We start from the raw sequence: 22,727 nt of genomic DNA, 5'->3' as shown, positions 1-22,727 counted from the left end.
CGCATGGCGCCTACCATGCTATGGATTTCATAGCGCGAGGGCATGAAGGGGACGTGGCGACCACGGATTCATCTCGCGTGTGACACAACGCAGACAATAGTTCAAGGGGAGTTCCACAACAAACGTATTTGGTTACGCATCTTTCCCAATGAAGTGCTGCGGTGCGGAAGTGCGTTCTTACGATACAGCTTTTCCAGGAGCTACACCTTTGGCCACTCAGTCCCCCTTCTTCGGCAAGCGCACCAGCGATTCCGACAATCTCACTTCCCGCCCGGCTCCGCTGGTGGGTTCGCCAACCAACCTTTCAGGCACCCCAGTGAACCAGGCCTCTCTCGTCAATGCCCAAGCGGCCAATGCCGTAGCGCCTGCGGTCAAGGAAGGCGGCAGCAAACTCACAGTCGGCCCGAACATCAAGCTCAAGGGCGTCGAGATCACCGATTGCGACACGCTTGTGGTCGAAGGCCTGGTCGAAGCGACGATGGCATCGCGCGTGATGCAGATCGCCGAGCAGGGCGCTTACAAGGGCTCCGCCGAGATCGACATCGCCGAGATCCATGGGGTGTTCGAGGGTAGCCTCACGGTGCGCGAACGGCTGGTGATCCATTCGACGGGCAAAGTCAGCGGCAAGATCCGCTACGGCAAGATCGTCATTGAAGAGGGCGGCCAGTTGTCCGGCGAAATCACCTTCGGCACCGGCGGCGCGAAGAGCGAGAGCAAGCCCGTTGAAAGCAAGCCTGCATTGCAGGCTGCGGCTTAGGCTTCGGCGGGTTTCCAGCCCAGACGTTCCAGCAAGGCACCGGCCGCGGCCGGTGCTTTTTCCTTGGCGCCATTGATGAAATAGACGAACACGTCGCGCTTGGCCGGCGTCTTGGCCCATGCTTGTGCGCGTGCGGCCCACGCATCGAGCGCCTCGGGTGCATAGCCGGTTGCCAGGTCGGCGGCGCTCATCATCAGGCGCGCATACGCAAAGTCGCCCTCGGGTTCTTCGAACGACGGAAACTTGTCGGAATCCGTGAAGACGGTCGACACCTTGTACTTCTTCGCCAGCTTCCGGTAGTCGAGAGAGATGAAGCTCTCGTGGCGCACGTCCATCACATGGCGCAGCACGCGGCTGCCTTCCTTTTTCGGCAGCAAGGCCAGGAAGGCTTCGAAGTCTTCCGCATCGAATTGCTTGGTCGGCATGAACTGCCAGACGATCGGGCCCAGCTTGTCCCCCAATTCGGCAATGCCGCTGCCGACGAAGCGTGAAATCGAATCGCCCGCATCCGCCAGGACCTTGCGGTTGGTAGCGAAGCGCGAGGCCTTGAGCGAGAACATGAAGTCGTCCGGCGTCTCGTCGTGCCATTTGCGAAAGCTCTCGGGCTTCATCGTGCTGTAGTAGGTTCCGTTGACCTCGATGGCCGTGAGTTGCCGACTCGCGTAATGCAACTCGAGCTTTTGCGACAGGCCCTTGGGATAGAAGTTGTCGCGCCAGGGCTCGTAGGTCCAGCCGCCGACGCCGACGCGGACCGGGTGTTTGGTGGTTGCCATGAGTGCGGATACCTTTGAATGCAGAGAGCGCAGAGGTTACGCAAAAACCGGAAAAGGGATACCGGAAAAATCTTTCTTGCAGTCGATGCGTTCGGTGCGCGCCTTCGTTTTCAAGGGCATGTGATCCGGCGCAAAATCCGCGCTTGCTCTTTGCCTGGAAAGAATCCCTGATGAACGCCCCCCTGCACAGCGAAAATCCGACGGGCCAGCTCGACGCCGCGCGCGCCCTGTCCGACGTGTCCTCCCGATGGGACGGCGACATCGTCAAGCAACTCACCAGCTACATCGAGATCCCCGCCAAGTCCCCGGGCTTCGACCAGCAGTGGTCTGCCAACGGCTACCTCGAGACCGTGCTGCGCAACGCGGCAAAGTGGGTGGAAGCGCAGAAGGTCGAGGGCCTGAAGCTGGAAATCGTGCGCATCGAAGGCCGCACGCCGGTCATGTTCTTCGAAGTCCCGGCCACCGGCACGGCGATGACCGAGACCGTCCTGATGTACGGCCACCTCGACAAGCAACCCGAGTTCAACGGCTGGCGCAACGACCTCGGCCCCTGGACGCCGAAGTATGAAGACGGCCTGCTCTACGGACGGGGCGGTGCCGACGACGGTTACGCGGTCTATGCGAGCGTGGCAGCCATACAGGCGCTCAAGGCGCAGGGTGTGGCGCATCCGCGCATCGTCGGGCTCATCGAAACCTGCGAGGAAAGCGGCTCCTACGACCTGCTGCCGTACGTCGATGCCTTGCGCCCGCGGCTCGGCGACGTCACGCTGGTGATCTGCCTCGACTCCGGCGCCGGCAACTACGATCAGTTGTGGCTGACCACCTCGCTGCGCGGCATGGCCAGCGGAACGCTCAAGGTCGAGGTGCTGACCGAAGGCATCCATTCCGGCGATGCATCAGGGCTGGTGCCATCGAGCTTCCGCATCATGCGCCAGGTGCTCGACCGCCTGGAGGACAGCAAGACCGGCCGTCTCCTCCCCGCAAGCTTTCATTGCGAAGTGCCGCCCGATCGGCTGGCGCAGGCGAGGGCCACGGCTGCCATCCTCGGCGAGGAGGTCTACAAGCGCTTCCCGTGGGCGCACTACGACTGCGAAGGCGCGACGAGCTTTGCGCTGCCCACCACCACCGACCCGGTCGAAGCATTGCTGAATCGCACCTGGAAACCGACCTTGAGCGTGACGGGCGCCGAAGGCTTTCCCGCGATCAAGGACGCAGGCAACGTGCTGCGTCCCTACACCGCATTCAAGCTGTCGCTGCGCCTGCCGCCACTGGTGCAGGCCGACGAAGCCGTGCAACAACTCAAGTCGCTGTTGGAAGACAACGCGCCGTACAAGGCACGCGTGACCTTCGAGGGCGGCACCGGTGCCACCGGCTGGAACGCGCCCACGATCACACCGTGGTTCGAACAGGCGCTGCATTCTGCAAGCCAGGCGCACTTCGACGCGCCATGCGGCTTCATCGGCCAGGGTGGAACCATTCCGCTCATGAACATGCTGACCAAGGGCTTCCCTACTGCGCAGATGATGGTCTGCGGCGTGCTCGGCCCCAAGAGCAATGCGCACGGACCCAATGAGTTCCTGAACGTGCCATATGCCAAGAAGCTGACTGCCGCAGTGTCCGAAGTGATCGCTGCACTCGCCGCGTCACACTTGGCGGCCGCGGCTTGAACAGCGATCTCACCCATCCGGACGGAGCGGGCATCGACCCCCTCGAGGGCGGCCTCACCTTGCGGCGACCCGATGGCGAGTCGCTCGCGCTGCGCGAATGGACCGTCGAGGGCACGACGCCGCGCGCGATCGTGCAGATCACGCATGGCCTCGGCGAACACATGGGCCGCTATGACCATGTCGCGCAGCGCCTCAACAGCTGGGGGTTCGAGGTTCGCGCGCACGATCACTACGGACACGGAAAGTCGAGTGGCGTACGAGGCGGATTGCCGAGCACGATGCGCTTGGTCGACGACCTGGCCGCCGTGGTCGACGAGACGCGCCGCGTCTGCCCCGAAGTGCCCTTGATCCTGCTGGGCCACAGCATGGGTGGCCTTGTCGCGGCCAGCTTCGTTGCGCGTGGCGTGCGGCCGGTCGAGGCGCTGGTGCTGTCTTCACCCGCGTTCGACCCGGGCCTCGATGCCGTGCAGAAGTTGCTGGTTGCCGTGCTGCCGCGCATCGCACCGAACCTGCGCGTGAGCAACGGCATCAATGTCGAACACATCTCGCATGATCCGGCCGTCGTGCAGGCCTATCGGGATGACTCGTTGAATCACGATCGAATCTGCGGTCGCCTCGCGAGCTTCCTGTCGGAGGAAGGGGCGGTGGTGCAGGCCGCGGCCCGGCATTGGAAGGTACCCACCTTGCTGCTCTACGCCGGCGCCGACAAGCTCGTGAATCCTGCTGCCAGCAAGGCTTTCGCACGGGCCACGCCGCAAGACGGTGTGGTGACCGCGACTTGCTTCGACGGGCTGTTCCACGAGATCTTCAACGAGATGAACGCGAAGGCGGTGTTCGCGTCGCTGCGAAGCTGGCTCGACAGGCACTGTTGAAGGGCCAGCCGCGGCTTGTTTCCGGGAGCGGCGACGCAACGTCGATGAAGCGCACCACCGGCAGCGAGAGATTGCAGTTCATTGCGCGCCCCGCCTCCGCTTGCCTCCTGAAAAAAGAAAAGGCGCCTGGAAGCGCCTTTCAATCAAGGGGATGCAGCAGGCCCGTTGCCTCAACCCTTCTGCAGGAGTCCGCTGAGCGACGACAGGAGATCGTCATGGCTGCCCAGCCCTTGGTCGGGAACTTTGCCATGCGGTGTGAGCTGGTCGATCAGCGAGGGAAGCATCGTTGCGAGCATTGGCAGCAGCGTCGCGGCGTTGATGCCCAGCTTGCCGGCGATGCTGGAAATCGCATCGCCACCGAGCACCTCGCCCAGTTGGTTGCCGGAGATGGGGGCGTTTTCGCCCTTGCCGATCCACGAGCCGATCACATCGCCCATGCCGGCCTGCTCGAACTTCGAAACCAGCCCGCCAAGGCCGCCTTGCGACCCATTGTTGGCCAGCAGGCCGCCCAGTGCACCGGCAAGCCCGCCGATATCGCCGAGCCCCCCAAGGCCCCCGCCTTGCTGCGGTTGTTGTTGCCCTGTGGCGCCTAGCACCTGACCGAGTACCGAATCCAGCAATCCCATGACTTTCTCCCGATGTGCGCATACAGGCGCGCTTGATATGTGTGGCAGCCTCGCATTGTCGAACGCCGCAGGCCTGCGTGCAGTCGACGTCGCGACTTTCAGGGGCTCAATGTGAAGTACTGCCTCGCAGCCGCGGCGCCAATCAGGCCTTGTGCGAGAAAGTGGCGAGCGGCCGAGGGATTCTGCGCGTACGGCTTGCGGCTGTCATCTCCGTCCACTTGCGCAGCACGGGAAAGCGGATCTCCGCCCGATGTTCACAGCCTCCTCAGCTTGCGAGGGAGACGAGGGCCGCGATGGCTGCGGTTTCCGCGCGCAGCACGCGCCTGCCGAGCGTGAGCGGTATGAAACCCCGGCGCAACGCCTCCTGTTCCTCCGGCGCGCTGAGACCGCCCTCGGGCCCGCTCAGCACCGTGAAGCTGGCCGGCGCCTCCGCGAGCAGCCCGCCGGTCGTGCGTGCGCCGTCGGCAAAGCTCAGGATGCTGCGACGCTCGCCTGCGCCCGCTGCAGGCAATGCCGCGAGCCAGTCGTTCAGCGAGCGTACCGCCAGGACTTGCGGCACACGATTGCGACCGCATTGCTCGCAGGCCGCGACAGCCACGGCCTGCCAGTGTGCGACCTTCTTCTCGGCGCGTTCGCCGTTCAGGCGCAGCACGCCGTGCGCCGTCATGAGGGGCTGGATGCTCGACACGCCGAGTTCGGTGGCCTTCTCGACCAGCCAGTCCATTCGCTCATTGGCCGGCATGCCCAGCGCGAGATGTACCGCGCGTGGCGCTTCACGTTCGACCGGATCGTGCGCACCCACATTCACGGCAACGTCGCTGCGGCCCATGCGCTCGACTATGGCGAGGTATTCACCGCCGGCACCGTCGAACAACGTGATCTCGTCGCCCGGCTGCAATCGCAGGACCTGCACATGGCGCGCCGCGCCGGGCGGCAGCACCAGCGTGTCGCCGCGCGACAGTGGCACGGAGCAGTAGAAGCGCGGCATCGTGGCGGCAGCGCTCAGACGCGGCCGAAAGCGAACCCGGTGGCTTCGGCCGTGCCTTCGACTTCGTCGATCACCCGCAGCAATGGCGTGAGCTGGCTGTAGCGGGCACAGGTCGTACGGATGTAGCGAATGAAGCGCGGCGTGTCGGCGAGGTACCGGGGCTTGCCGTCGCGCAACGTCAGGCGCGCAAAGATGCCGGCTACCTTCAGATGGCGTTGCAGGCCCATCCATTCGACCGCGCGGTAGAAGCTGCCGAAGTCTTCGTCGACCGGCAAGCCGGCCTTGCGCGCGGCTTCCCAGTAGCGCACGGTCACGTCGAGCACGAACTCCTCGTCCCAGCTCAGGAATGCGTCGCGCATCAGGCAGGCGATGTCGTAGCTGATCGGTCCGTAGACGGCGTCCTGGAAGTCGAGCACGCCGAGGCGGTCGTCCGCGCCAACCATCAGGTTTCGCGGCATGAAGTCGCGGTGCACATACACATTGGCGGATGCAAGGTTGGTCTCGACGATGAGCTTGAAGGCGCGTTCGAGCCGCTCCTTCAGGATGCCCTCGACCGCAACGCCGCGGTGTGCGCCCAGGTACCACTGCGGAAACAGCGACAACTCGCGCTCCAGCAGTGCCTTGTCGTAGGGCGGCAGGACACCCGGCTTCGACGTCGACTGCCAGCGGATCAGCGCGTCGATCGCCTGAAGATAGTGCGGCAGATTGGCCTCTGGCCGGCTGGCGTCGATCACGTCGAGCATCGTCTGCCGGCCGAGATCGTCCAGCAGCAGGAAGCCGTCGGGGCGGTTCCAGTCGAGCACCCGCGGAGCCTTCACGCCGGCTTCGGCCATCAGCGCGGCCACCTTCACGAACGGCGCGCTGTCCTCCAGCGCCGGAGGTGCGTCCATCACGATGCGCGAACCGATCCCGGCGTCGCGGCTGTCCACACGGAAGTAGCGGCGGAAACTGGCGTCGGCCGAAGCCAGCCGCACGGTTTCGGGGCGCAGTCCCTGGGCCGGTGCGATGGCGGTCAACCATTGTTCAAATGCGGCGGCGCGGGCGGAATCGCTCCACGCAATGGCTGGGTCGGCGCCGATGGGCGTTGGCGAAGGTGCTGTCATGGATAATCGAATTCTACAAATCCGCATGGCGCGGACGGCCGCCGGCAGCCTTGCCACTTGGCTGCGGCCCGACCCCTTGCCACCCATCACCGGCCACTCTGCCTCACCTGACCGACGCCCTTGCCTGTGCCGACGCCTGACCTGACCCGTGCCCCCCGGCGCCGCTGCCAACCTCCGCTTCCGCTGGCCGTACTGTCGCTGGCGCTCCTGCATGCGCATGGCGCGGCCGCGCAAACGGCGGACCTCGAGGGGCCGCTCACGCTCAGGCGCACGCCGCAATTGCAGGAAACGGTGCCGCAGCCGTTGCGGGGAGATCAATCGAGCTTCATCAGCGGCGACAGCATCTCGGGCCGGCCCGACCTGGAAACCGTGGTCACGGGCAATGCCTCGCTGCGCCGCGGCGACACGGTGATCCACGCGGACAAGCTCACGTACGACCAGCCCAACGACCTGGCCAAGGCCAGCGGACACGTGCGCGTGAACCAGGCGGGCAACGAGTACGAAGGGCCGGAACTCGAACTCAAGGTCGAGACCTTCGAAGGCTTCTTCAACAATGTGCGCTACCGGTTCCTGGCCACCGGCGGCCATGGCGAAGCGCAACGCATCGACTTCGTAGACGAGGCCCGATCGGTCGCGCGCGAGGCCAACTACACCACCTGCCGGCGCGAAGACTTCCCGGGCTGGATGCCGGCATGGATGTTGAGTGCGACCACCTTGCATACCGACACGGAAGAAAACGTCGGCGTTGCCGAAAACGCGCAACTCACCTTCATGGGAATCAGCACGCCGCCGTTTCCAAGCCTGAGCTTTCCGCTCAACAGCACGCGCAAGAGTGGCCTTCTACCGCCGATCGTTGGCATCGACAACGTCAACGGCATCGAGATCGCGCAGCCCTGGTACTGGAATATTGCGCCGAACCGGGACGCGACCATCACACCCACGCTGATGACCAAACGCGGCATCGACATCAGCACCGATTTCCGCTACCTCGAGAAAGGCTACAACGGCGAGGCCCGCGTCGACTACATGCCTTACGACGCGTTGCGCGACCGCGATCGCTGGGGCATCTGGTCGTCGCATTCGCAAACCTTCGATGCGAAGTCCGTCGGGCTCGACAGCTTCAGCGGATCGATCAACATCAACCGCGTCAGCGACGACGACTACTGGCGCGATTTCTCGCATACGCCGTCGCTCACGCAGCGGCTGCTGGCCAGCGACGGCACCCTCCGCTGGAGCAAGGGCGATTGGAGCGGGCAGGCGCGCGCGCTGTATTACCAGACGCTGCAGGACTCCACGGCACCCATCATCCCGCCGTACAACCGAATGCCGCAGGTCACCGCCGACTACAACAAGTACGATTGGCACGGCTTCGACGTCTCGCTCAACAATGACTACACGCGGTTCAACGCCGACCCGACCGTGCAGTACCTGCAGTACGCGGGCCGGGTGCCACCTCCGGTCTTGCTGAACCAGCCGAATGCCGAACGGGTGTACTCGCAAGCGACCATCAGCCGCCCGTTCATCACGCCCGGCAGCTACGTCATTCCGAAGCTTCAACTGAACGCACGGGCCTACCAGTTCGATTCGCCGCTCCAGGTGGATCCGCGCGCGGCGACATACGGTCAATTCAATGGCGCGTCGTCCGCGAATGTGACGGTGCCGACCTTCAGCCTCGACGGTGGACTGGTCTTCGAACGCAACACCAACTTCTTTGGCCGCTCGCTGATCCAGACGCTGGAGCCGCGCGCCTTCTACGTCTACACGCCCTATCGCGACCAGAGCGCGATCCCGGTCTACGACACCGCGGCCAACGACTTCAACTTCGCCACCATCTACACCGAGAACGCGTTCTCGGGCAACGACCGCATCGCCGACAACAACCTGCTCACGCTGGGCGTGACGTCGCGTCTGATCGACCCCGACACCGGCGCCGAAGCCGCACGCTTCGGCATCGCGCAGCGCTTGCGTTTCAGTGACCAGAAAGTGCAACTGCCGACCGTCTTGCCCGTCGAGAAGGGCGTGGGCGACCTGCTGCTGGGCGCGCAGATCAACTGGACGCCCAAGTGGAGCCTGGACACCACCATCCAGTACAACCCGGATACCCACATTTCGAGCCGCAACACACTGGGGGTGCGCTACAGCCCGGGACCCTACCGCACCGTCAGCGCGGCCTATCGGTACCAGGCCGAATCAAGCCCCGGCGCGAACGACGGCAACAAATCCATCGACGTCGGCTGGCAATGGCCGCTGAACGATCTCTGGGGCGACACGGGCGACAAGACTCTGGGCCCGGGCCGCGGAGAGGGGGGCGGGCGCTGGTATGCAGTCGGTCGGCTCAACTACAGCATGGTCGATCGCAAGATGACGGACGGCATCATCGGCCTCGAATACGACGGCTGCTGCTACATCGGCCGTGTCGTGCTGGAAAGGCTTACGACTGGTCAGGTCACCGCAAATACGCGCATCATGTTCCAGATTGAGTTCGTGGGCTTTACCAGCGTCGGCACCAGCCCGATGCGAACCCTGCAAACCAATATCCCGCGCTACACGCCGCTGCGCCAGCCGGTCGCCGGCCCCAGCCGCTTCACCAATTACGATTGAGCATCTCTGTCATGAAACACCTTCGCCCCACCCTCACGCTGGCCGTCGGCACGGCACTGGCCATGGCGTTTGGCGCGCAGGCACAAGGCCTCCGCCCCGCCACGGCACCCAACACGTCCGCCCCGGCCGCCCCGGCCGCTCCGGCCGCTCCGAGCCGCGGCATCACGGACATCATGCGGTCGCCGCAGCGATTCACGGCGCCGCCGGCTCAGCCCGCGCGCCCGGCTGCGGGTCCGGCAGCGCAGCGTTCCGCCGAATACATCGTGGCGCTGGTCAATTCGGAGCCCATCACCAACTCCGACGTGCAGATGCGCGTGGCGCGCATCCTCGAGCAGAACCCGAACGAGGCGGGCAAGATGCCCCGGGCCCAGCTGAACTCGATGGTGCTGGAGCGCCTGATCAGCGAGCGCGCCCAATTGCAGGTGGCCAAGGAGCAGGGCATCAAGGTCGACGACATCGCGGTCGACCAGGCCGAACAGACCGTGGCACGCCAGAACCAGCTCACCGTCGAGGAACTGCGCCGGCGCGTGGCATCCGAAGGCCTCACGCAAGCGGATTTCCGGCGCGACCTGCGCAACCAGTTGCTACTGACACGCTTGCGCGAACGCGAGGTCGACCCCAAGGTCAAGATCAGCGATCTCGAGGTGGACCAATTCCTGCGCGACCAGCGCACGTCGCCCAACGGCGCGCTGGCCTCCGATATCAATCTTGCGCAGATCCTCGTGGCAGTGCCCGAAGGCGCGACCGATGCCCAAATTGCCACGCTCGATCAAAAGGCCCAGGGCATCGCCAAGCGCGCACGCGGTGGCGAAGACTTCGCAAAGATGGCGCGCGAGTTGTCCGATTCTTCCGACAAGGCCGCGGGCGGTGCGCTCGGCCTGCGCAGTGCAGACCGCTACCCGCCGCTGTTCACCGACGCCGTCGAGTCGACGGCTGTGAACGGCATCGCCGGCCCGGTGCGCTCACCGGCCGGTTTTCACGTGCTCAAGGTGCTCGCCAGGTCGCAGCCGGGCGCTGCCGATGCGACCGTCACGCAAACCCAGGTCCGCCATATCCTGCTGCGTACCGATGCCAAGACGAGCACCGAGCAGGCGATCGCAAGGCTCGCAGATTTCAAGCGCCGGATCACCAGCGGCACGGCGGACTTCCCGGGGCTCGCGCGGGACAATTCGCAGGACGGAAGCGCCAAGGAAGGCGGCGAACTCGGCTGGACCCGTTCCGGCCAGTTCGTGCCTGAATTCGAGGAAGCCATGAACCGCCTGGCGCCGGGCGAAATAAGCGACCCGGTGGTGTCGCGCTTCGGTGTGCACCTGATCCAGGTGGAAGGCCGACGCGACACCAAGCTGAATCCGGCCGAGCAGCGCGAGGCAGCGCGCTCCGCACTGCGCGACAAGAAGCTTGAAGAAGCCTTCGACACCTGGGCGCAAGAGGTGCGGGCCCGCGCCTACGTCGAATTCCGCGAGCCGCCGCAGTCTTGAAGCACATCGCGCGCAAGCGCTTCGGGCAGCACTTCCTGTCCGATGGCGGGATCATCGACGCGATCGTGCAGGCAATCGCGCCCCAGCCGGGCGATGCCATGGTCGAGATCGGGCCGGGGCTTGCCGCCTTGACGCAACCGCTGGTCGAACGGCTGGGGCGTCTCACCGTCATCGAACTCGACCGGGACCTGGCCGCCCGGCTGCGCGACCATGCGCAGCTGGAAGTCATCGAGTCCGATGTCCTGAAGGTCGACTTCGCCGTGCTCGCTGCGCAAAAGGCCCCGGCCGCGCTGCGCGTGGTGGGCAACCTGCCCTACAACATCTCGACGCCGATCCTGTTTCACCTGCTCGGATTTGCGCACCTGATCGCCGACCAGCATTTCATGCTGCAAAAGGAAGTGATCGACCGGATGGTGGCGCGTCCTGCGACGTCCGACTACAGCCGCCTGAGCGTGATGCTGCAATGGCGCTACGCGATGGAGAACGTGCTGTTCGTGCCGCCGGAGAGCTTCGATCCGCCCCCGCGCGTGGACAGCGCCGTGGTGCGCATGGTGCCGCTGGCCGAGCCACCCGCTGTCGACGCTGGTCGGCTGGGCGAGATCGTGCAAGTGGCGTTCAGCCAGCGGCGCAAGATCCTGCGGCATACGCTGGGCAAGTGGCTGGAGGCGCACAACTTCGGGGGCACCTTCGACATCCAGCGCCGCGCGGAAGAAGTGCCCGTGGCCGAATACGTCGCACTGGCCCAGGCGGTACCCGAATAGAAAAGCCCGTCGCAAGGACGGGCTTGAATACCGAAGACACCGCAGAACCGGCTCTTCCGGGCCGCTGGTGTTGCCTCCGCTTGGAGGTGGGGGGACGCGCGACACGAGATGTCGCTGAGCCCGGCGGCGAGCAACAACCTCAGGCTGCGGCTAACCAATATCCTGCGTTGAAGGGACTGCTCATACGCAGCGCCAGCGGCGAGACATCGACCAACTTGTCAGTTGGCATTTTCTCGGCGTTGGGGTCTGCGTCAACGTTGATCCCGGCGAGCACGTCAGTGCCCTGCGAAGCCTCGTTCGCCCGTTCTGCTTGGCTGGTGTGTGCAGAACGGGCTACAGAAAAGAATAGAAGCACCTGAACGGTATCTTCCGGTCCCCCCAGTAGTCGGAGGCGTCGCGGAAGATGTCGAGCAGTTGCTCGCGCGCTTCCTTGTCGAATTTCGCGTTGGCCGGGATCTGCTCCAGGACCACCACGAAACCAGGCTGCGGACCCGACTTGTGAAGCGGGTCCGTCATGCAGTCATAAAGAGCGTCGAAGTTCTTGCCGACATGCGCCGGGAAGGTGAACTGCTGGGCGATCAGGTCAAGCACGTCCTGCTTGGTCTGGGCATTGCCCAGGTTGGCATACAGGAAGTGCTGGCCGGCTGCGTGCGCTGCTTCCTGCAGGTCGTTCACGCGGAAGGCGCGAATCGACTGCACGATGTTCGGCCGCACGGCACGAAGGGATAAAGTCATCTCCGCTGGTCTTTCAATGGTTGTCGTCGTCATTGCATCCTGGCGCGTCAAGGCGCCCCTCCATTCCAATTCGTCACTGCTCATTGCGTAATGCGCCTGAAACTTGCGTAGTGGTCAGCCGTATACCAACAGGCAGACGGTGTGGTTTGTTCGCCGCCGCAAACAATGCGCTTGGCACCGCGATCTCGCGAACCAGGGGTATCGACCGTGTATTCACGGTAATGGCCTCGCCGTTCCCGCGGCAACTGGCGTTCGCGATTGCCAAACACCGTGCCGTCTTTTTCGTGTCGGAAAGGACCACCTTTCAAGATGGCCTCGTAGGTTTGCTGCCCTTGCGGGGGCAACTCGGCTAACGCAATCGTTCCCGTGTCCGGCTGCCCGCCCCTGTAACCAAACCATTCACGCGCCTGAACTCCGGTGGAAAGCGCCACCAGCAACAAGCTGGTGAGCGCAAACTTGGAAACAGGAAACGTGTTCGGGGCGTGAGCCGCCATGGGGCACCAGGAGGAAAAGAGCGAGACCGAATCCGGGGCCAACCTTGGGGTTAACCCGGAAATTCAAGCCCGCTAGTGTGCACCAGACGCGCGCTAATAGCAAGCACCTGCTCAAGAAATGAGCAGTGCACAAGCGGCGCGCCGCGATTGTAAGTTAGCGCCCGCTGTCTTCCTGTGCCCTAGCGTTCGGCGTTTGCGTCGGCGACGGTCAGGGCGGTCATGTTGACGATCCGTCTGACAGTGGCGCTTGCCGTGAGAATGTGCACTGGCTTTGCCGCCCCCAGCAGCACCGGGCCGATGGCAATATTGCCGCCGGCGGCTGTTTTCAGCAGGTTGTACGAGATGTTGGCGGCGTCAATGTTGGGGAAAACGAGAAGGTTGGCATTGCCGGCCAAGGCGCTGTGCGGCATCACGGCGGCGCGCTGCTTTCCGTCCAATGCGACGTCGCCGTGCATTTCCCCGTCGACTTCGAGCCAGGGGGCCTGCTCGCGCAGCAGCGCCAGTGTCCTGCGCATCTTGATCGCGGTCGGCTGGTTGCTGGTGCCGAAGTTGGAGTGCGACAGCAGCGCCGCCTTCGGCTTGATGCCGAAGCGCATCATCTCCTCGGCCGCCATCGTGGTGATCTCCGCCAGTTCCTCGGGCGACGGGTCGTAGTTGACGTGCGTGTCGACCAGGAAGACCTGGCGGTCGGGCAGCAGCAGGCCGTTCATGCAGGCATACACGGGCACGTCCTGCGGCGTACTGGCGCAACCGCCGGCGCGCTTGCCGATGACCTGGTCGATGTAATGCAGGTGCGTCTGCGTGGTGCCCCAGGTGCCGCAGATGAGGCCATCGACCTCGCCCTTGTACAGCAGCATCGAGCCGATCAGCGTGAGGCGCCGGCGCATCTCGATCTTGGCGGTCTGCACGGTCTGGCCCATGCGCTCGGTCATGCGGTGGTAGGTCTGCCAGAAATCGCGGTAGCGGTGGTCCTGCTCGACGTTGACGATGTCGTAGTCGAGCTCCTCCTTCAGGCGCAGACCGAACTTCTCGATGCGCTGCGCGATGATGGCCGGGCGGCCGATCAGCGTCGGGCGGGCCAGGCCTTCGTCGACCACGATCTGCACGGCGCGCAGCACGCGCTCTTCCTCGCCCTCGGCAAAGGCCACGCGATTGCGGGTCGCGCGGCGGGCCGCGTCGAAGATCGGCTTCATCGCGGTGCCGGAGGCATAGACGAAGCTTTGCAGCCTGTCGCGGTAGGCGTCCATGTCCTGGATCGGGCGCTGCGCCACGCCGCTGTCCGCAGCCGCCTTGGCCACGGCCGGCGCGATCTTCATCATGAGGCGCGGGTCGAAGGGCTTGGGGATCAGGTACTCGGGGCCGAAGCTGAGTTTTTCACCGGCATAGGCCGCGGCCACGCGCTCGCTCTGCTCGGCCTGCGCGAGCTCGGCAATCGCGTGGACGGCGGCGATCTCCATCTCGTCGGTGATCGTGGTCGCGCCGCAGTCGAGTGCGCCGCGGAAGATGTACGGGAAGCACAGGACGTTGTTGACCTGGTTCGGGTAGTCGGTGCGGCCGGTGGCCATGATCACGTCGTCGCGCACGGCGTGGGCGTCTTCGGGCGCGATCTCGGGATTGGGGTTGGCCAGCGCGAAGATGACCGGGCGGGGCGCCATCTTCTTGACCATGTCGGCTTTCAGCACGCCGCCCGCCGAGAGGCCAAGGAACACGTCCGCGCCTGCGATGACTTCCGACAGCTTGCGCATGTCGGTCTTCTGCATGTACTGGCGCTTGTCGTCGTCCATCAGCTCCTCGCGGCCTTCGTAGACCACGCCGGCGAGGTCGGTCACGAAGACGTTCTCGCGCTTCAGGCCGACCTTGAGCAGCAGGTTCAGGCAGGCCAGTGCCGCGGCGCCGGCGCCGGAGGCGACGAGCTTGACCTTGGCGATGTCCTTGCCGGCGACCTTGAGGCCGTTGACCATGGCCGCCGCGACCGTGATGGCGGTTCCGTGCTGGTCGTCGTGGAACACCGGGATCCTCATGCGCTTGCGCAGCTCGCGCTCGACGTAGAAGCAGTCCGGGGCCTTGATGTCCTCGAGGTTGATGGCGCCGAAGGTCGGCTCCAGGGCGGCGATGACCTCGACGAGCTTGACCGGATCCTTCTCGTCGATCTCGATGTCGAATACGTCGACGCCGGCGAACTTCTTGAACAGCACGCCCTTGCCTTCCATCACCGGCTTGGAAGCCAGCGGGCCGATGTCGCCCAGGCCTAGCACGGCGGTGCCGTTGCTGATGACGCCGACCAGATTGCCGCGCGAGGTGTACTTGTAGGCGTTGGCCGGGTCCTTGACGATTTCCTCGCAAGGCGCCGCAACGCCGGGGGAGTAAGCCAGCGACAGGTCGCGCTGGTTGAGCATCTGCTTGGTCGCGGCGATGGCGATCTTCCCGGGGACCGGGAACTCGTGGTATTCGAGTGCGGCGCGGCGCAGTTCGGCGCGCTTGTCTTCAGCGCTGGGGGCAGTGGTGGTCGAGGGGGAATCGGACATGGACACCTGGCTCCTGCAGTCGCTGGGCACACGCAATAAGCCGCAGGCGACATTGTTCATTGGGGGCGCGATTGTAGACCTCGGCCTGCATGCAGGCGGACCCGCGATGCAGGGGCATGAAATCGGCGCATGCCGGGATGCCGATGTGGCAATATCCCGCCGCAGAAGCACATTCCCGAGGAGCAACCATGGCCCTGATGGATTTCATCAAGAAGCAGTTCATCGACATCATCCAGTGGACCGAGACCGGCGACGGCACGCTGGCCTGGCGCTTCCCGATGGCGGAGATGGAAATCCAGAACGGCGCCTCGCTCACGGTGCGCGAGTCGCAGGTTGCGGTGTTCGTCAATGAGGGCAAGGTGGCCGACGTGTTCGGCCCCGGCCTGTATAAGCTCACGACGCAGACGCTGCCGGTGCTGACCTACCTGAAGAACTGGGACAAGCTGTTCGAGTCCCCGTTCAAGAGCGACGTCTACTTCTTCAGCACGCGCCAGCAGGTCGACCAGAAGTGGGGCACGCCGCAGCCGATCACCGTGCGCGACAAGGACTTCGGTGCGGTGCGCATTCGCGCCTTCGGCAACTATTCGTTCCGGATCGGCGATGCCAAGCTGTTCCATACCGAGATCTCGGGCACGCGGGATGTCTACACGGTGGCCGATCTCGACGGTCAACTGCGCGGCCTGGTGCTGCAAAACATCAGCAATGCGATCGCGTCCAGCGGCGTGCCCTTCCTTGACCTTGCGGCCAACCAGATCCAGTTTGCGACGGCGCTGGCCACGCAACTGGTGCCCGAGTTCGCCAAGATCGGCATCAAGCTCGAGAACATCACCGTGCAGAACGTGTCGCTGCCCGAGGAACTGCAGAAGATCCTCGACCAGAAAATCGGCATGGGCATGGTCGGCAACGACATGGGCAAGTTCATGCAGTACCAGACGGCGCAGGCGATTCCGAAGTTTGCGGAAGGCGCGGCGCATGGTGGAGGCATCGCGGGCGATGCGATGGGGCTGGGGGCCGGCGTGGCACTGGGGCAGGTGCTGGCGCAGAACCTTTCGCAAGGCCTGAACCCGAACGCCAACGCCGCCGCGGCTGCCGGCGCGGCGGTGGCACAACCGGTGGTGGCAGTGGTCAGCGCGGCCGATGTGATGACCACGCTCGAAAAACTCGGCGAACTCAAATCCAAGGGGATCCTGACGCAGGAAGAATTCGACGCCAAGAAGGCGGAATTGCTCAAGAAGCTGGTGTAGAGATGTTGCTTGCCCGCAGGCTACGCGCTCTGCGTGGCGCTTCCCTCGCCCCCTGCCGGGCGCATTGCCAGCGGTCCGGAAAGTGTGTTGCTCCCCCCCAGGCTCCGCGCACTTCGTGCGCTCCTCCCGCCCCCTGCCGGGGACAATACCGGCGGCCCGGCAAAGCCGGCTCCGCGGTATTCCTGGAATTGAAACGCGGCGCTTGCGCGCACCATGGCTGAGGAGAGCCAGCGCGCCTATCGGGCGCCCTGCCCCGGCTGCGGCGCGCCGGTCGAGTTCCGTTCGGCGCAGTCGACCTTTGCCGTCTGCCCGTATTGCCAGAGCACCGTGGTGCGGCAGGGCGAGACGCTGGCACGGATCGGCAAGATGGCCGAGCTGTTCGATGACTTCAGCCCGCTGCAATTGTTCGCGGCTGGCCGCATCCAGGACAAGCCCTTCACGCTGGTCGGCCGACTGCAGTACAGCTATGCCGGTGGACGCTGGACCGAGTGGATTGCCGCACTCGACAGCGACCGCACCGGGACCCTGAGCGAGGACAACGGCGCGTTCGTCTTCTCGCTGCCGCTGGCGCTGCGGCACGCCGCACCGCCAGTCTCCGCGCTGCGCGTCGGCGCGACCACCGCCATCAACGGCGAGAACTACACGGTTGCCTCCAACGAGCAGGTGCAACTGGTGTCGGCGCAAGGCGAACTGCCGAAACTGCCCGAATTGGGGCGGCCTTTCGCGGTGGTCGAGCTGCGCAGCGACAAGGGACTGGTGCTGAGCCTGGACTACGGCGCCAACCCGCCAGGCGCCTACCTCGGCCGCGCGGTTCGACTCGAAGACCTGAAGCTCACCGGACTGCGCGACGAATCGGCGAAGGACGAGAAAGGCCGCGGCTTCAACTGCCCGAATTGCGGCGTGCCGGTCACCGTCAACTTCGAGAGCAGCAAGAGCATCACCTGCGGCAGCTGCCACAGCATCATCGACCTGACCCAAGGCATCGGCGGCGAGCTGAAGCACGTCGAGCAGGACGAGCCGGTGCGTCCACTGATCGCGCTCGGCACGCTGGGCCAACTGCAGGGCGCGCAGTGGCAGGTGGTCGGCTTTCAGCACCGCATGGGCAACGCGCCCGGCGATGACGAGCATTTCGGCTGGGACGAATACCTGCTGTTCAACAAGAAACGGGGCTTCAGCTTCCTGGTCGACGCCGAAGACGGCTGGAGCATGGTCCAGCCGACGACCGGCGCGCCAACCATGGCCGAGAGCGGCGCGACCGCCACCTATCTCGGCAAGCGCTACCAGCAGCAGTACGCGTATAACGCCGAAACCACCTACGTAGCCGGCGAGTTCTATTGGAAAGTCGAACGCGGGCAGACCACCTTCAACCGGGATTTCGCCAGCGGGAACAGCCTGCTGTCGATGGAGCGCTCGCCCAATGAGCTGACCTGGTCGTCTGGCGACAAGCTCGACAGCGCCGCCGTCGCGGCGGCGTTCAAGCTCGACGCGAAGAAGGAGATGTTCAAGCGCAATGACGCGTCGCCGGTGAGCGCCGCGTCGAGCCTGGGCTGCGGCACCATCATCCTGATCGTGGTGATCATCCTCATCCTGCTGATCATCCTGAGCACCTGCAGCAGTTCGTCGGGGGGCGGCTACCGCAGTTCAGGGGGGTCATCGGGCGGTTTCTCGAGTGGCGGTGGGCATAAATGAAATGACTTTGACTGGAGGTCCCCATGGGATTTGAATGGCTGAAACCGGGCGTCATCCTCGGCTCGCTCCTGTATGCCGTGATCGGCGTCATGGTGTTCTGGGTCGCGTTCCTGATCATCGACAAGATCACGCCGTACGACCTGTGGCGTGAGATCGTCGAGAAACAGAACATGGCGCTGGGGCTCGTGGTCGCTGCGATGAGCCTGGGCATTTGCGTGATCGTCGCGGCGGCGATTCATTGACGCTGTCGTGAGCGTCGTGTCTCCGCCCGCGCGGGCCATCGCCGGCGCGCGGCCGGTCGAGATCGCGTTGCTGGCCAGCGTGTTCGTCATCGCGGCCTGCGGGCTGGTGTACGAACTGACTGCCGCAGCGCTGAGCTCGTACCTGCTCGGCGATTCGGTGCTGCAGTTCAGCACCATCATCGGCACCTATCTCTTCGCGATGGGCGTGGGCTCGTGGCTTTCGCGTTATCTCGAGCGACAACTGCCGGCGCATTTCCTGCGCATCGAGTTGCTGGTGGCGCTGGTGGGTGGCGCGTTGCCGGCGCTCCTGTTCATGGCGAATGCCTGGCTCCCCGGCGCGTTCCGGTTGCTGTTGTATGGGCTGGTGATGGTGGTCGGCACGCTGGTCGGGCTGGAGATTCCACTCGTCATGCGCATCCTCAAGCGCAACGTGCAACTCAAGGACCTGGTGTCACAGGTGCTGACCTTCGACTACCTGGGCGCGCTGGCTGTGTCGATCGCGTTTCCGCTGCTGCTGGTGCCGCAGCTCGGCATGATCCGCACCGGCCTGCTGTTTGGCTTCATGAACGCCGCCGTTGCCGTCTGGGCACTCTGGTTGTTCCGGCATGAGTTGCGGCGCGTGGTGTCGCACGGGGTGGCTTGTGCACTGACGCTGGCGGCGATCGGCGCGGCGTTCGTGGGCGCGGACCACATCACGACCGTCGCGGAGGACAAGTTCTACCAGGACCACATCGTGTTCAGCGCGACCTCGCCGTACCAGCGCATCGTGGTCACGCGCGGGCAGCTCGGGCATCGGCTGTTCCTCAACGGCAACCTGCAATTTGCCGAACGCGACGAATACCGCTACCACGAAGCGCTGGTGCATCCGGTCATGGCGGCGCACGGCGCGCCGAAGAAGGTGGCGGTGCTGGGGGGTGGCGACGGCATGGCGGTGCGGGAGATCCTCAGGTACCCGTCGGTGGAGCAGGTCACGCTGGTCGAGCTCGATCCGAACATGACGAAGTTGTTCACCGAGCACGAGACGCTGGCGGCGTTGAACGACGGGTCGCTGAAATCGCCGAAGGTGAAGATCGTCAACGCAGATGCGTTCCAGTGGCTGCAGCAAACGGGCGCAGACCCGCGCAGCGGCGGGCCGACCCAAGATGCGCGCGCCCCTTTGACGGGAAGCGAACCACGCGCAGCGGCCGGTGACCTGTTCGACGTCATCGTCGTCGACTTTCCCGACCCGACCAACTTCGCGATCGGCAAGCTCTATACCAATGCCTTCTACGCGCTGCTCGACAAGCGCCTGTCGGCCAGCGGCTATGCGGTGATCCAGACCACCTCGCCGCTGGTCGCGCGCAAGAGCTTCTGGACCGTGGCGACGACCATCGAATCGGTCGGGCTGATCGCCACGCCGTACCACGCGCACGTGCCGAGTTTTGGCGAATGGGGCTACATCGTTGCGAGCCGCCGGCCCTATCGCCTGCCCGATGCATTGCCGGAGGGGCTGCGCTTCCTCACGCCGCAGACGATGCCGCTGCTGTTCGATTTTCCGAAGGACATGGCGCGCGTGCCGACGGAAGTGAATCGGCTGTCGAACCAGATCTTGGTGACCACCTATGAACAGGAGTGGGGCAAGGTGGTCGCCCATTGAAGCGTCGCGAGTTCCTGGCTGCCGGTAGCGCAGCGTTTGCGCTGGGCGGATGCAATTCGCCCTCCGCAACCATCGAAGGCGGCTTCACCGGCATCGATGTGGCGCGCGGGCATGCATTGCGCGACGACCTCGTGCGCGGCACGACGCCCTCGCAGGCGCGACGCACGCGCGTTCTGATTGCGGGCGGCGGAGTGTCGGGACTTGCGGCGGCGCGCGCATTGCGCCTGTCGGGCATCGAGGACTTCGCGCTGCTCGAACTCGAGGACACGCCCGGCGGCAACAGCCGCGGCGGCACGGTCAACGGGCTGACTTGCCCGCTCGGCGCGCACTACCTGCCGGTGCCCGGCAACGACGCCCACGAGGTGCAGGACCTGCTCGAGGAACTCGGCTTGCGCCAACGCGTGGCCGGGCGCTGGCAGTACGACGAGCGGCACCTCTGCCACAGCCCGCAGGAGCGCATCTTCTTCGAAGGCGAGTGGCACGATGGCTTGCTGCCTGTGCAGGGCGTGGGCGCCACCGCGCTCGCGCAGTACAGCCTGTTTGCGCAGCGCGTGGGGGCGCTGCAGACAGCGGCCCGCTTCGTCATACCGACGTTGCGCGCGCCGCTCACGCCGACACTGAGGGCGCTCGACGCCATGCCGTTCGCGACGTGGCTCGACCAGGAGGGGCTCGACGAGCCGCATCTGCGCTGGTACCTCGACTACTGCTGCCGCGACGACTACGGCGCGGGTGCGGCGCATGTCTCGGCCTGGGCCGGCATTCACTACTTCGCGAGTCGGCATGGCTTTCATGCGCCAGGTGATGACAACGCGGAGCGCGATGCCGTGTTGACCTGGCCCGAGGGTAACGGTTGGCTGACGCGCCGGATGGCGCAGCCGCTCGGTGATCGAATCAAGCCCGGCCAGGTCGTCACACGCATTGCCGAAACGCGCAGCGGTGTCGAGGTCGATGCGTTCGACGTGGTGTCTCGATCGATGGTGCGCTGGCAGGCCGAGCACTGCGTGGTCGCGCTGCCCGTCTTCATCGCGGCGCGCGTGGTCGAAAACCCGCCCGAGGTCTTGCGCAATGCCGCAGCGACTGTGAAGTACGCTCCCTGGCTGGTCGCCAACATGCACTTGCGCGCGCCCCTCGCCGACCGGCCCGGTGCCGCGCCGAGCTGGGACAACGTGCTCTTCGGCACCCGCGGGCTCGGCTATGTCGACGCGCAGCACCAATCACTGGACCCGACGCCTGGCCCTACCGTGCTGAGCTGGTACCGACCGCTTGGCCCGAGCAGCTACGACAGTGGCGATGGGCGCCGGCTCCTGCTGGATCGTCCATGGACCGGCTGGCGCGACGACGTGCTCGCCGAACTCTCGGTGCCGCATCCCGACGTGCGAAGCAAGGCCACGCGCATCGACATCACCCGCTATGGCCATGCGATGGCGATGCCCACGCCTGGCCTGCTGGACCGCATCGGCCCGCAGGCACCGTCGCGCGGGCGACTCCTGTTCGCGCATGCCGACTGGTCGGGCTATTCGATCTTCGAGGAAGCGTTCACGCGAGGGCACCTGGCCGCGCTTGCCATTCAGCGGTGAGGGGCCTCCGGACGCAGCAGCGCGTCAACAGCGGCGACACATGCGCCGACCGAATGACCCTGATACCAGTCGAATGCAGCCTGCGAGATGCGTACGACATCCGCGGGACCCGGGTCCGTCGTGGGAATGCCCTTCAGGTAGTGCACGCCGCTTTCGAGCCCGTCGTAGTTGCCGGTGTTCTCGGACAGCAGCACCGGCACCAGCCCATGCGCGCAATAGGCCGCGAAGATGCCGCTCTTGGCGACGTCATGAGGCGAGTACGCGACGAGGCCGTAGGTCGCCTTGCCGAACGCCTGCTGGACGGCGTCCGGTGGCAGGCGTCCGTGGGCGATCACGCCGTGGGTCTGCAGCAATGCGGCCACTTCCGCGTCGCGCAACGGCGAGCCGATGTCGTGGAGTGCGATGCCGCTTGCCTTGGCCCAGCGAAACAGCGCCTCGCCGGCTGCACGCCAGGTGCCGGTCCGCACAGGCTCGCTGCCGAACACGACCAGCGCCTTGTTCCTGGAGATGCCTGTCAAGCCGGCAAGTTCGCCGATGTTGGAAAACACCGGCATCCACAGGTGCGGCAGGTCGCCCGCCTGCGTCTCCAGCCAGGCATGGACCTTCGTCGTGTTGGAGATCCAGAAATCGGAATGCTTCGCCAGTTGGCTCGCGACGTGGCGCTGCGCCCGCCACACCCAGAACACCGAGGAGGTGATGCGGTTGCTGGTGGCGTAGGCCTCGTGCATGAAGACGCCGAAGCGCTTCATGCGCGGCTTGTTCCTGCGAACCCAGGACAGCAGGTGGAACGGCGCGCCGTAGCGGGAGTAGCCATAGCCGCTCACATGCAGGAGCACGACATCGCCGTCGACGTTCAAGTCCTTGCGGTAGGTCAGTACGCGCGCGTCGCCCATGCGCTCGGCCATCACGTTGGCGTAGTCCATCACCCCGCCCGCCTGGTCGGGGATGATCATAGAAAT

The 22,727-nt window shown here is 65.1% G+C and carries 19 protein-coding genes; 11 read left to right on the top strand and 8 right to left on the bottom strand.

From position 1 onward, the window contains the following. Positions 1-208 precede the first annotated feature (208 nt). Entirely contained in the window at positions 209-757 is a 549-nt protein-coding gene (locus tag WKW80_RS07690; protein ID WP_340362966.1) for a bactofilin family protein, read from the top strand. Here WKW80_RS07690 and WKW80_RS07685 read toward each other — a convergent pair. Beyond that, entirely contained in the window at positions 754-1,530 is a 777-nt protein-coding gene (locus WKW80_RS07685; RefSeq protein ID WP_340362965.1) for a DUF72 domain-containing protein, read from the bottom strand. The genes WKW80_RS07690 and WKW80_RS07685 overlap by 4 nt on opposite strands. Positions 1,531-1,700: 170 nt before the next feature. Between WKW80_RS07685 and WKW80_RS07680 the strand changes: the two genes are divergently transcribed. After that, positions 1,701-3,197 (top strand): M20 family metallopeptidase, encoded by a 1,497-nt coding sequence (locus WKW80_RS07680; RefSeq protein ID WP_340362964.1) that lies wholly within the window; start codon positions 1,701-1,703, stop codon positions 3,195-3,197. Positions 3,198-3,229: 32 nt separating this feature from the next. Then, positions 3,230-4,069: an alpha/beta hydrolase gene (locus WKW80_RS07675; RefSeq protein ID WP_340363174.1), complete on the top strand. Its 840-nt coding sequence runs from the start codon at positions 3,230-3,232 to the stop codon at positions 4,067-4,069. Between the two features lie 170 nt (positions 4,070-4,239). Here the strand turns inward: WKW80_RS07675 and WKW80_RS07670 are convergent, their stop codons facing one another. The 3 genes from WKW80_RS07670 to WKW80_RS07660 form a co-directional block, all read right to left on the bottom strand. Then, entirely contained in the window at positions 4,240-4,695 is a 456-nt protein-coding gene (locus WKW80_RS07670; protein WP_340362963.1) for a YidB family protein, read from the bottom strand. Positions 4,696-4,960: 265 nt separating this feature from the next. Next, a complete protein-coding gene (locus WKW80_RS07665; protein ID WP_340362962.1) occupies positions 4,961-5,683 on the bottom strand; it encodes a 16S rRNA (uracil(1498)-N(3))-methyltransferase in 723 nt (240 codons plus the stop codon). Between the two features lie 14 nt (positions 5,684-5,697). Beyond that, positions 5,698-6,786 (bottom strand): aminoglycoside phosphotransferase family protein, encoded by a 1,089-nt coding sequence (locus WKW80_RS07660; RefSeq protein WP_340362961.1) that lies wholly within the window; start codon positions 6,784-6,786, stop codon positions 5,698-5,700. Positions 6,787-6,912: 126 nt separating this feature from the next. Here WKW80_RS07660 and WKW80_RS07655 point away from each other — a divergent pair, with 126 nt between their 5' ends. The 3 genes from WKW80_RS07655 to rsmA are packed head-to-tail and all read left to right on the top strand — an operon-like array spanning position 6,913 to position 11,626. Further along, positions 6,913-9,387, top strand: a complete 2,475-nt coding sequence (locus tag WKW80_RS07655) for an LPS-assembly protein LptD (protein WP_340363173.1) — start codon at positions 6,913-6,915, stop codon at positions 9,385-9,387. Between the two features lie 11 nt (positions 9,388-9,398). After that, positions 9,399-10,865 carry a peptidylprolyl isomerase gene (locus tag WKW80_RS07650; protein WP_340362960.1) on the top strand — a complete coding sequence of 489 codons (1,467 nt, stop codon included), beginning with the start codon at positions 9,399-9,401 and terminating at the stop codon, positions 10,863-10,865. Then, positions 10,862-11,626, top strand: coding sequence for a 16S rRNA (adenine(1518)-N(6)/adenine(1519)-N(6))-dimethyltransferase RsmA (rsmA, locus tag WKW80_RS07645; protein ID WP_340362959.1), 765 nt, complete (start codon positions 10,862-10,864; stop codon positions 11,624-11,626). The genes WKW80_RS07650 and rsmA overlap by 4 nt, the downstream gene beginning before the upstream one ends. 333 nt (positions 11,627-11,959) lie before the next feature. Here rsmA and WKW80_RS07640 read toward each other — a convergent pair whose 3' ends face one another. The 3 genes from WKW80_RS07640 to WKW80_RS07630 all read right to left on the bottom strand — a co-directional run bounded on the left by WKW80_RS07640 (position 11,960) and on the right by WKW80_RS07630 (position 15,380). Then, positions 11,960-12,394: a barstar family protein gene (locus WKW80_RS07640; protein ID WP_422822866.1), complete on the bottom strand. Its 435-nt coding sequence runs from the start codon at positions 12,392-12,394 to the stop codon at positions 11,960-11,962. A gap of 47 nt (positions 12,395-12,441) precedes the next feature. Continuing rightward, complete coding sequence (locus tag WKW80_RS07635) at positions 12,442-12,855, bottom strand: guanyl-specific ribonuclease (protein ID WP_340362957.1); 414 nt, start codon at positions 12,853-12,855, stop codon at positions 12,442-12,444. Between the two features lie 179 nt (positions 12,856-13,034). Continuing rightward, on the bottom strand, positions 13,035-15,380 hold the full coding sequence (locus WKW80_RS07630) for an NADP-dependent malic enzyme (RefSeq protein ID WP_340362956.1): 2,346 nt from the start codon (positions 15,378-15,380) through the stop codon (positions 13,035-13,037). Positions 15,381-15,568: 188 nt separating this feature from the next. Here WKW80_RS07630 and WKW80_RS07625 point away from each other — a divergent pair, with 188 nt between their 5' ends. The 5 genes from WKW80_RS07625 (at position 15,569) to WKW80_RS07605 (ending at position 21,768) form a co-directional block, all read left to right on the top strand. Further along, the gene (locus tag WKW80_RS07625) at positions 15,569-16,624 is read left to right on the top strand and encodes an SPFH domain-containing protein (protein ID WP_340362955.1); all 1,056 of its coding nucleotides are present in this window, start codon (positions 15,569-15,571) and stop codon (positions 16,622-16,624) included. 213 nt (positions 16,625-16,837) lie between these two features. Next, positions 16,838-18,313, top strand: a complete 1,476-nt coding sequence (locus tag WKW80_RS07620) for a DUF4178 domain-containing protein (RefSeq protein ID WP_340362954.1) — start codon at positions 16,838-16,840, stop codon at positions 18,311-18,313. 23 nt (positions 18,314-18,336) lie between these two features. Next, a complete protein-coding gene (locus WKW80_RS07615; protein ID WP_340362953.1) occupies positions 18,337-18,555 on the top strand; it encodes a DUF350 domain-containing protein in 219 nt (72 codons plus the stop codon). Positions 18,556-18,562: 7 nt separating this feature from the next. Continuing rightward, positions 18,563-20,191, top strand: coding sequence for a polyamine aminopropyltransferase (locus tag WKW80_RS07610; protein ID WP_340362952.1), 1,629 nt, complete (start codon positions 18,563-18,565; stop codon positions 20,189-20,191). Further along, a complete protein-coding gene (locus tag WKW80_RS07605) occupies positions 20,188-21,768 on the top strand; it encodes a flavin monoamine oxidase family protein (RefSeq protein WP_340362951.1) in 1,581 nt (526 codons plus the stop codon). Before WKW80_RS07610 ends, WKW80_RS07605 begins: the two co-directional genes overlap by 4 nt. Here WKW80_RS07605 and WKW80_RS07600 read toward each other — a convergent pair. Next, entirely contained in the window at positions 21,759-22,721 is a 963-nt protein-coding gene (locus tag WKW80_RS07600; RefSeq protein ID WP_340362950.1) for a hypothetical protein, read from the bottom strand. The two genes, WKW80_RS07605 and WKW80_RS07600, sit on opposite strands and share 10 nt — an antisense overlap. Positions 22,722-22,727: the final 6 nt, after the last annotated feature.

This window comes from Variovorax humicola, assembly GCF_037889915.1.
GTDB lineage: Bacteria > Pseudomonadota > Gammaproteobacteria > Burkholderiales > Burkholderiaceae_C > Variovorax > Variovorax humicola.
The sequence above is the reverse complement of the archived record's forward strand: the minus strand, read 5'-3'. Positions and strand labels throughout refer to the sequence as shown.